Annotated in this window: 10 protein-coding genes; 6 read left to right on the forward strand and 4 right to left on the reverse strand. The window is 63.8% G+C overall.

The genetic code is table 11. The features are described 5' to 3' along the window. The first annotated feature begins 19 nt into the window (after positions 1 to 19). On the forward strand, positions 20 to 1,204 hold the full coding sequence (locus B0W80_RS33230; protein WP_077003413.1) for an acyl-CoA dehydrogenase family protein: 1,185 nt from the start codon (positions 20 to 22) through the stop codon (positions 1,202 to 1,204). A gap of 44 nt (positions 1,205 to 1,248) precedes the next feature. After that, a complete protein-coding gene (locus B0W80_RS33235; RefSeq protein WP_077003406.1) occupies positions 1,249 to 2,223 on the forward strand; it encodes a tripartite tricarboxylate transporter substrate binding protein in 975 nt (324 codons plus the stop codon). An 8-nt stretch (positions 2,224 to 2,231) separates the two neighbouring features. Here the strand turns inward: B0W80_RS33235 and B0W80_RS33240 are convergent, their stop codons facing one another. Both B0W80_RS33240 and B0W80_RS33245 read right to left on the reverse strand, forming a co-directional pair. Then, entirely contained in the window at positions 2,232 to 3,104 is an 873-nt protein-coding gene (locus tag B0W80_RS33240) for a hypothetical protein (RefSeq protein ID WP_077003407.1), read from the reverse strand. Positions 3,105 to 3,107: 3 nt separating this feature from the next. After that, positions 3,108 to 4,121, reverse strand: a complete 1,014-nt coding sequence (locus tag B0W80_RS33245; RefSeq protein WP_143684899.1) for a helix-turn-helix domain-containing protein — start codon at positions 4,119 to 4,121, stop codon at positions 3,108 to 3,110. A gap of 219 nt (positions 4,122 to 4,340) precedes the next feature. Between B0W80_RS33245 and B0W80_RS33250 the strand changes: the two genes are divergently transcribed. The 3 genes from B0W80_RS33250 to B0W80_RS33260 are packed head-to-tail and all read left to right on the forward strand — an operon-like array spanning position 4,341 to position 6,695. Beyond that, the gene (locus B0W80_RS33250; RefSeq protein ID WP_083745801.1) at positions 4,341 to 4,835 is read left to right on the forward strand and encodes a MerR family transcriptional regulator; all 495 of its coding nucleotides are present in this window, start codon (positions 4,341 to 4,343) and stop codon (positions 4,833 to 4,835) included. Beyond that, positions 4,832 to 6,424 (forward strand): MFS transporter, encoded by a 1,593-nt coding sequence (locus B0W80_RS33255; protein ID WP_077003410.1) that lies wholly within the window; start codon positions 4,832 to 4,834, stop codon positions 6,422 to 6,424. Before B0W80_RS33250 ends, B0W80_RS33255 begins: the two co-directional genes overlap by 4 nt. A 49-nt stretch (positions 6,425 to 6,473) precedes the next feature. Continuing rightward, the gene (locus B0W80_RS33260; RefSeq protein ID WP_077003411.1) at positions 6,474 to 6,695 is read left to right on the forward strand and encodes an oxidoreductase-like domain-containing protein; all 222 of its coding nucleotides are present in this window, start codon (positions 6,474 to 6,476) and stop codon (positions 6,693 to 6,695) included. 31 nt (positions 6,696 to 6,726) lie between these two features. On the opposite strand, the gene B0W80_RS35270 is transcribed toward B0W80_RS33260, so the two are convergent. Together B0W80_RS35270 and B0W80_RS35275 are read right to left on the reverse strand one after the other, a co-directional pair. Next, a complete protein-coding gene (locus B0W80_RS35270) occupies positions 6,727 to 7,245 on the reverse strand; it encodes a hypothetical protein (RefSeq protein ID WP_143684900.1) in 519 nt (172 codons plus the stop codon). 449 nt (positions 7,246 to 7,694) lie between these two features. Next, entirely contained in the window at positions 7,695 to 8,279 is a 585-nt protein-coding gene (locus B0W80_RS35275; RefSeq protein WP_143684901.1) for a hypothetical protein, read from the reverse strand. Positions 8,280 to 8,544: 265 nt separating this feature from the next. Here B0W80_RS35275 and B0W80_RS33265 point away from each other — a divergent pair. Then, positions 8,545 to 9,136 (forward strand): dihydrofolate reductase family protein (locus tag B0W80_RS33265; protein ID WP_077003412.1); only part of this gene is annotated, 592 nt, incomplete at its 3' end.

Genomic DNA, 9,136 nt, shown 5'->3' on the forward strand with positions numbered 1-9,136 from the left:
CACCGCCGCAGCACCGCGCATCGCCGGCATCCCGCCCTTCGAAGGCAGCGACGCCGCACGCGACTTCATCGCGCGCGTCGAAGCTTTCATTCGCGAGGAGCTGCAGCCGCTGGCCGCCGAACACGGCATCACCTACGAATCGGGCGCCCCACGCGCGCTGCTCGAAGAGGTGTGGCGCCGCTCGCGTGACCACGGCTTCTACGGCATCACGCTGCCCAAGCACCTGGGCGGCGCCGGCTTCAGCGTGCACGACCACTGCCTGATCAAAGAGGCCATCTACGCCACGGGTTCCCCGCTGGCTGCCCACGTGCTCGGCGAGCTCTCCGGTCCGCCGCGCGTCGGCGCGCTCGCGAAAACGGCCACGCCCGACCAGATGGAGCGCTTCATCCTCCCCGTGGCACGCGCCGAAAAGGCCATCTGCTTCGCCATCACCGAGGCCGAGGCCGGCTCGGACGCCGGCGCCGTGCAGACCCGCGCCGTGCGCGTGGGCGACGAGTACGTGCTCAACGGCACCAAGCGCTTCATCTCGGGCTCGCCCTTCTGCGACATGGCCGTGGTCATCGCCTCCACCAGCGACGACCCCGCGCGCCGCGAGACGAGCGCCTTCTTCGTCGAGCGCGACCGTGCCGGCTTCGACGTGCAGAGCGGCTACAAGACCCTGGCCGGCCAGTCGAGCACCGGCAACATCGTGCTGACCGATTGCCGCATTCCCGCCGGCAACCTGATCGGCGAGCAGGGCAAGGGCCTGGCGCTCGCGCTCGGCCGCATCACCGTCAACCGCCTGCTGCATTGCCCCGCCATGCTGGGCCATGCACGCGTCGCGCTGACCGACGCCATCGCCCATGCCACGCATCGCCGCCAGTTCGGCCAGCCCATCGGCGCGTTCCAGGCCGTGCAGCACCTGCTGGCCGACATGGCCACCGAGCTGGCTGCCGCCCGCGCGCTGATGCTGAGCGTGGCCCGCACGCTCGACATGGGCGGCGAAGCCCGCGCCGATGCATCGATGGCCAAGCTCTTCTGTAGCGAGTCGGCCTTTCGCATCGCCGACCGCGCCGTGCAGGTGCTCGGCGGTGAAGGCATCGTGCAGGGCAGCCGCGTCGAATTCATGTTCCGCCTGCTGCGCATGTACCGCGTGCTCACCGGTACCAGCGAGATCCAGCGCAACACCATCGCCCGTGAGCTGCTGGGCGAGGCCCTGCGCTGAAGCGGGGCGACGAAGTTCTGTACAACATCGAAGGAGACAACGTCATGACCAACAACATTCGCCGCGCCATCCTCTTGAGCACTGCAGCCGCCCTGTGTGCCGCGGCCGCCGCGCACGCAGAGACCTACCCCAGCCGCCCCATCAAGTGGATCGTGCCCTACCTCGCCGGCACCGCGCCCGACACCACCGTGCGCATCACCGGCGACGCGTTGTCCAAGATCCTCGGCCAGCCGGTGGTCATCGAGAACCGCGGCGGCGTGGCAGGCAACATCGGCGCGCAGCTCGCGGCCAAGGCGCCGGCCGATGGCTACACCTGGGTCTACAGCGGCTCGCCCATGGCCACCAATATGCGCATGTACCGCAACCCCGGCTTCGACGTGATGAAGGACTTCGTCCACGTCGGCGGCATCAGCCAGTCCGACTCGGTGATCGTGGTCAGCCCCGATTCGGGCATCACCAGCGTGAAGCAACTCGTCGAGCGGCTGCGCGCCAACCCCGGCAAGCTGGCCTATGCATCGGGCGGCGTCGGCACGCCATCGCACCTGGGTGCCGAGCTGCTGCTGTCGGCCACCAAGTCGCAGGCCCTGCACGTGCCCTACAAGGGCGCGTCGGAGTCCACCAATGCCGTGGCGGGCAAGCAGGTCGACTTTGCGCTCGCCCTTGTCGGCCCGGCGCTGCCGCACATCCAGGGAGGCAAGCTCACGCCCCTGGCCGTGCTCTCGCCCAAGCGCAATGCGCGCCTCGAGCAGGTGCCCACCCTCGCAGAGGCGGGCGTGCCCAACGTCTCGGTCGTTTCCTTCGGCGGGCTGGCGGTGCCCAAGGGCACGCCGGCGCCGGTCGTGAAGAAGGTGCAGGACGCATTGGCCCAGGCCCTGGCCATGCCCGACGTGCGCACCAAGCTCGAGGCTTCGGGCTCGACCGTGCATCCGAGCAGCCCGGAGGTGTTCGCGCGCAGCCTGAAGGAAGAGATCGGGCTGACGGAGAAGCTGATGAAGGCGGCGAGCATCGAGGCGCAGTAGGGCGCGGGTCAGAGCTGCCTCAGCAACCACTCTACGGCAAAGCTTGCTTCCCGCTGCCGCAGGGCCCGCGCCACAGCGTCTTTTGCAAGGTCGCCAAGTTCAAACTTCGCTACCGCGACCGGGCCGTCCTTCAAATGGCCCTCTGTCGTTTCGTCGTCGAGGAAGTGCTTGCGCAGCAGGCCCAATGCCTCGCGCACGGCCTCTCCGTGCTTGCCGGCCAGGGCTCGCTTGAAACCAGGCACTGCTTCGCGCTTGGCTTCGCAGTGTTCCAGGCAATACACCAGATCGTGCGCGTCTTTTCGCTCCCAGCGCTGGGCGAAGGCGAAGGCCTTCAGCGTCGTGAATGCGACGAGGTCCGCGTGCTTGACCGTCTCGGTGATCACGCCGTTGCCACCCAGCGATTCGGTCGTGACCTGAACTTCGCGATAGTGATCGAATGCGATCGACGAGTGCGGCACGTTGAGTGCGCTCAAGTTCCCTTCGGTCGGCAGAGGCGCCACGCGCTTCATGCCGGGCATGTCGACGAGGAATTCCAGGCGCAGCAAGGCCTCGCCCGCGCGTGCCTCCCAGCGCCAATTGATCTTCTGCGCGTGATCGTTGGTGCCCCGCTCGAAGCCGAGCTTCTTCAAGTTGCCTTCCAGCGTGTGGTATGCCTCGACGTCCGCAAGCACTTGCAGGTCGATCACCACATCCACGTCTTGCGTGCCGGCGTGGTCCGGTGCGTGCGGCGGCTTCGCCTTCACCAGGTACCGCGGTGTCAATCCGCCGACCAGAACCACCGAGTTTTTCCATGGGCCCAGTCCGCGCAAGAGCGTCACGAGCATGCGTTCGCATTCGACGGTCAAGGCGTCGTCGTAGCCTTCCAGGGTTTGTGGCTTCATGCGTCAGAACTTGAGGACCTGTTCGCGAAGGTGCCGGGCTGCGTCGGGGGCGCGGCCAGGCGTGCACATCAGGTCGACGTAGGTCTGTACGCGTGAGGCCAGGGGGATCGGGCCGGCGGCGTCGACGAAACGCAATGACGCCAAACTGTCTTCGATCACCAGCAGGTTGTAGCCCTGGTCGACTTCGACGGCGCCGATGGCCGCGGGCAGCTGGTTTGTCAGCTGCGGGATGGCGCGCATGGTGGTGACCGTCCAGGTCGTGAGGTAGGGCGCGTAGCGATGCGCGGCAGCCTCGGCCGTGAAGTGGCGATCGGCCCGCGCAGCGTCCGGCAATACGGCTTTGGTGATCAGCTCGGGCAACTCCGTCCCCTTGCGACCCGGCACGAAGAAGCGCCGCTCCTTGCGATGCGGCAATGCGGCCGTTTCGGCCGCCACCCAGGCGTCGAGCACGTCGCCGGGCTTGGCGAGTTTGCGCCGCTTGAAAGGCCCGCTGCCTTCCGCCGTCACCCACTCGTCTTGTTCGAGATGAGCCATGAGCTTGGACACGGTCGCACCCGACGACCCTGTTCTGCTCGCAAGATCGTGAACCGTGAACCCCAACTCCGGGTTCAGCAGCATCGCTTGCAGCACCGGCTTTCGTGCATCGGTGAACAACTCGAAGTGGCGGCTCGACGTCTTTTCCGACGGTTTGTCGATCAACGTATACGCGCCTGAGAAAGGCAAGCACAGGCTGCCGCCTTGGTCGAAGTAGCCAACGCCCTCGCGCGCCAACACCTCGCGCGCGCCGGGCGACACGTTCTGCGCTGCCACCAGCAAGTGCCTGCGCCGTTGCTGCTCGGGCGTGGCTTCCATGCGCTGCCAGCGGCTGACTTGCTCGCGCGCGTCGCGCGGGTAGACGTTGGTCTTGGCCTCGACCCATAGTTCGACTGGATGCCCGCTGAAACTGGCATCGAGAAGCGCGTCGAAATGCATGCCGGACAGCTCGGGCTCGAGCTTTTGCACGTGGGCGTCGACCATCGGAAGGGTGCGGAGAAGCTTCAAAAGCTCGGCCACGACCCGTTGTTCAAGTCCTTCCCTGGATTGAATATTTCTTGAAATCATCATATTTACTGCGCAGTGAATATGGTAAGTATGAGAAATATTGAGCTAAAGGGCAAGCGCGACTTGGCGGTCAAGCAACAGCCAGCAATTCTCAAACCTATACGTAGACGTACACGTTTGAGTAAGATGTCCGTCATGCCCGAGCCCGCCCCCTCGACCCCAGCCAAGGCCCTCAACGTCCGCGACGCCGCCGCCCAGCTCGACGTCACCCCGCGCACCCTCAAGTACTACGAAGAACTCGGCATCGTCGTCCCCGCGCGCAGTGAGGGCGGCTACCGCCTCTACGAGCAGGCCGACCTCGACAAGCTCTCCCGCGCCCTGCGCATGCGCTCCCTGGGCTTCTCGCTCGCCGCCATCACCGCGATGCTGCAGCAGCCCATGGAGGCGCCACCCGGTGGCGGCCGGCCGCGCATGTCCGACGCATCGCTCAAGACCCTGCGCGGCACCTTGTCGGAGCAACTGGCCGCGCTCGATGCCCGCGTGGCCCAGGTCAAGCGCGAGCTGAAAGACGCCGCCGCCATGCAGGCGCAGCTGAAGCGCGACCTGGACTACGTCGAGCGCCGCCTGGCCGGCGAGCCCGTCGAGGCCGCACTCGAAGGCCACCGCAAGGCCAAGAAGAAGACGCCATGAGCGCCACGTCCTCGTCAGGGCCCTCGTCAGCGCCTTCGTCGGCGCCATCTTCGGCCGAAGGCCGCGCTGGCCTCTTCGTCGCCACGCTGCTCCCCTGCGCCATCGGCCTGGTCACCGCCATCGACTACTTCGACAACGCGCTCTTCGCCTTCTTCGCCAGCTACATCGCCGGCGGCATCAGCGCATCGCCCGACGAGCTGGTGTGGGCATCGAGCGCCTACGCGCTGGGCGCCGTGCTCGGCATCCTGCAACAGCATGCCTGGGTCGAGCGCCTGGGCTACCGCCGCTACCTGGCCCTGTGCATGTTCGCCTTCGCGGCCGGCGGCACGGCCGCGGCGCTCTGCGACAGCTCCACGCAGCTGATGCTGGCGCGCGGCGCGCAGGGCTACTTCGTCGGCCCCATGCTCGGCGCCTGCCGCATCCTTATCCAGAACCACATCCGCGCCGCGCGCCGCGCGTCCGTGCTCAAGACCTTTCTGGTGATGATCGTCTTCGCCGGCGCGCTCGCGCCCATCGCCGGCGCCCTGCTCGTCACGCATTTCGACTGGCGCTGGCTCTTCGCCTGCACCGCCCCGGCCGCAGCCCTGACCGGCCTGCTCGTGCTGTGGACCTTGCCCGACGTCGGCGACGTCGCGCAGCACGAGCGCACCGGCTCGCACCACGGCGCCTACTTCGTCTTCGCACTCGCCCAGGCCGCGCTGCAAGTCGTGATGACCCGCACCCACTTCGAGCTGTTCACCGCCTCGCCCGTGCTGCTGGGCCTTTGCGCCGCCGGCGTGGCCGGCCTCGCCTGGTTCGGCTACCACCAGTGGCGGCACCCCGCGCCCATGGTGCGCCTGCACGCGCTGCGGCATCCGGCCTTTCGCGTGGGGCTGGCGCTCTATGTCGTCTACTACTACCTCTCCACCGGCTTCAGCTACCTGCTGCCGCGCCTCATGGAAGGCGGCCTGGGCTTCACCGTCGGCGACGCCGGCATGCTGACCGGCCTGACCTCCATCGCCACCGGCCTGCTCGTCTTCGTCTACGTGCGCTTCTCGGCGCGCCTGTCGCGCAAAAAGTGGCTCATCGTCGCCGGCTTCGCCATCGGAGCGCTCGCCGCCTGGTGCCTGGCGCAGACCACCCCGCAGGCCGGGCGCGAGGCCCTGCTGCTGCCGCTGCTCTTGCGCGGCCTGCTCCTGCTCTTCATCGTCATGCCCGTGGCCAACGCCACCTTCAAGACCCTGCCCGCGCAAGACTTCGCGCACAGCTACCGCCTGAAGAACCTGCTGCGGCAGCTGGCCATCTCGTTCGCCACGTCCACCGTCATCGTGCTGCAGCAGCACCGCCTGGCCCTGCACGAGACGCGCCTGAGCGAAGCCGCCAACCCCGAGAACACCAGCTTCGTGCAGGCCCTCGACACGCTGACCCACGGCTTCGTCGAAGCCGGCCGCTCGGCCGGCGAGGCGCACCTGATGGCGCTGGGCACCCTGTGGCGATCGCTGGAGCAGCAGGCCACCTTCATGGCATCGCTCGACGGCTTCATGGCCCTGGCCGTCATCGCGCTGGCCGCGGGCGTGTTCGCCATGTGGCAGCGCCGCATCGACCAATAGCGCCGGCCGCCCACCTACGGCGGCCCGCCACTGGCACTAGCATCGCGGCGTGCCCCTGCTCCCCATCACCGACGCCGCCGCGGCCCGCGCCGTGCTGAAAGACATCGCCGCCCGCCTCCAGGCCGAGGGGGTCGACGACTTTCGGAAGCCACCACAAGAGCCCGCCAGCAGCTGCAGCCGCGGCTGCGAGGGCTGCGTGTGGGAGAGCTATTTCGCGACCGTTGGTTGGTGGCGCGCGGATACGGCGGAAATTCTTGAAGACCGCGCCTAACGCGGGGGACGACGCGAGCTACTGGCCGGATTTAATACGGCTGGTAGCGGAACCCTTCTACCTTCCACTGACCTTCTTCGCACTTCATAACCGCCTGATGTCTCATTTTTCCTACCGGCGATGAAGTCAGAAATTCAACGTTGATAGCAGTCATCGCTGTGTTTGGATCCCAACTTCCTTCAATAGGAAAAAACCTTCCCTGATTCGGCCTTTCGTTTGGCGGAATGGCGATCGCCTGAGGTGGTCCTAGAACGCGGGCCTCAAACTGCCTTGATTGCAAAGGCCCAGCGTCGAATTGTTTTTGCAGGCCGGTCATTGCTGCCGTGAAATCCTGTTCACTGTTTGCGCGTTTGAAGTTTTTTGTGAAAATTTCGTTGTACGTGGTATTAAGCGAAGGAGGCGACTTACTTGTTTCAAGTCTTCCAAACGCGCTTATTGCTTGTGCGCGCGGATCGTCAACGCAGGACGATTCTCCACCGACAAGTGCATGTCCACTGCTGCTAAGTAGCATTGACAATAGTGCAATGTAGAGGCAATTTTTCTCGATCATGATAAACCCCTATTGCTGAGTGAGTGAGGTTAACCAGTTTGTACAATCGGCTGTATTAAAGAATTCGAATTTCTCTGGCAAGAATGATACGGTTTGCCCGGGTGCGGCTCTAACCCAAATTATCGGCGTACCTGGTTTTTCCCGCGGCCGGGGTTCGTAGGTCACTCCATCTGATCCAATTAATTGGATATCCCAGTTTTCTTTTACTGTAGCACCATGGAGAAACCGAATCTCGCAAACAAGGGAATTCGCGTTTGAGGCAGAAATCATAAACGCGCGATTGTACGCAAAGCATGAGCCGGCGCCGTCAACCATCGACACAGGAAAAGAAATGCCCCTTGGTGTCGCCCAGTCCATAACGTCCTTCCACGGAACAACACACGGTTTGGCTGCGTGCGCCGTTGTCTGGACAAACAGTGCGATGATTACGGTGGCTGTTCGCATGAAGCTCACCCTTTCTCACCCAATGGAATGCCCAGTCCGCCGCCGATTGCACGACGGATCGTGATTGGCTTTTCAAGTTCGACAGTCTTTTTAAAGTGATCGAAGTTTACTCCGTTCATTTTGTTCAAATCAATTTCAGCTCCACCGAAGTTGGGAATTGTAATTGTCAAAAATGGCCAATTGTCTGGATTTTGCGGCAACTTGATCAACAGCTTGTTTCTGCCGAGCTGATGCAGATCGGGTTTAAAGGCAACATCCAATCCTTTGACTGAATCGGGCAAAGAGATAGCTTTTCCGTCGTCATCTATGGCTAAGACATCTGCCTTGAAAGTCCATACTGAAGGGGTCGCAATGCTCCCAACAAGCGAGAGACCTCCATTCACAACTAGCTTGTAAGAGACTAGCAGCAAGACTAGGTACGCAGCAAATGCGCCTGTTGCTCGAAGTGTTAGCTGAGCAAACGGACCAGTTAGCCCAAGTTTTTGATCTGGGGTAATTCGATACGTAGCCCAAGCGGGAATTAATGGTAAACCAAACCAACAAACAAAAAGCAAGATCAGGTAAAACAGTGCCTGCACGTTGGCTTCCATCATAATCCTCCATCGCATCTTTGAAAGCGATCCCGAAATTACTATTTCACCATTTTCCTTCTTCGTCAAGCCAGCTTTGGGCGTATGGCATTCAGCCGGCCGCGATGCCCGCGCTTAGCCGTAGTGAAGGGTGTTGATAGCTGTGCTCATAGGCTCAGCGTCAGATGCTTCGGCGTCGGCAGTCGATCTCGGCCCACTTCATTCGACGTACATGTAGGCGGTTCCCTATCGCCTTGCACAAACCAAACCACGAAGGAGAATCACCATGAGAAAGCTCATCGCATCCACCATGCTCTCGCTCGACGGCATCATGCAGGCCCCCGGCGGCCCCGAGGAAGACCCCAGCGGCGGCTTCGCCTTCGGCGGCTGGACCTTCCCGCACTTCGACGAAAGCATGGGCGACAACATGCACGGCCTCGACGCCAAAGACCGCGAGCTGCTGCTCGGCCGCAGAACCTACGAGATCTTCGAGGCCTACTGGCCCTACCAGTCCGACGACAACCCCATCGCCAAGACCTTCAACGCCACCCGCAAGCACGTGGTATCGCGCTCGCTCACGCAAGACAAGCTGCAATGGGCCAACTCGACCCTGCTGCCAGACGACATCGTCGCCGCCATCACCGCGCTCAAGGCCCAGCCGGGCAAAGACCTGCAGATCATCGGCAGCGGCAACCTCATCCAGACGCTGCAGGGCGCGGGGCTCATCGACGAATACAACACCTTCACCTTCCCGGTGGTGCTGGGGCGGGGCAAGCGGCTGTTCGAGGCGGGCGCGAAGCCTGGCGGGCTGAAGCTGGTGGGGTCGGAGACTTCGAAGACGGGGGTGGTGATGAGTACGTATGTGCCGGCGGGGGAGG

It is taken from the genome of Variovorax sp. KK3 (assembly GCF_001984055.1).
Classification (GTDB): domain Bacteria; phylum Pseudomonadota; class Gammaproteobacteria; order Burkholderiales; family Burkholderiaceae_C; genus Variovorax.

Bases quoted from the DNA above. Each gene is read 5' to 3' on its own strand.
- B0W80_RS33235 (WP_077003406.1), top strand. From the start codon at position 1,249: ATGACCAACAACATTCGCCGCGCCATCCTCTTGAGCACTGCAGCCGCC.
- B0W80_RS33240 (WP_077003407.1), bottom strand. From the start codon at position 3,104: ATGAAGCCACAAACCCTGGAAGGCTACGACGACGCCTTGACCGTCGAA.
- B0W80_RS33245 (WP_143684899.1), bottom strand. From the start codon at position 4,121: ATGGTCGACGCCCACGTGCAAAAGCTCGAGCCCGAGCTGTCCGGCATG.
- B0W80_RS33250 (WP_083745801.1), top strand. From the start codon at position 4,341: ATGCCCGAGCCCGCCCCCTCGACCCCAGCCAAGGCCCTCAACGTCCGC.
- B0W80_RS33255 (WP_077003410.1), top strand. From the start codon at position 4,832: ATGAGCGCCACGTCCTCGTCAGGGCCCTCGTCAGCGCCTTCGTCGGCG.
- B0W80_RS35270 (WP_143684900.1), bottom strand. From the start codon at position 7,245: ATGATCGAGAAAAATTGCCTCTACATTGCACTATTGTCAATGCTACTT.
- B0W80_RS35275 (WP_143684901.1), bottom strand. From the start codon at position 8,279: ATGGAAGCCAACGTGCAGGCACTGTTTTACCTGATCTTGCTTTTTGTT.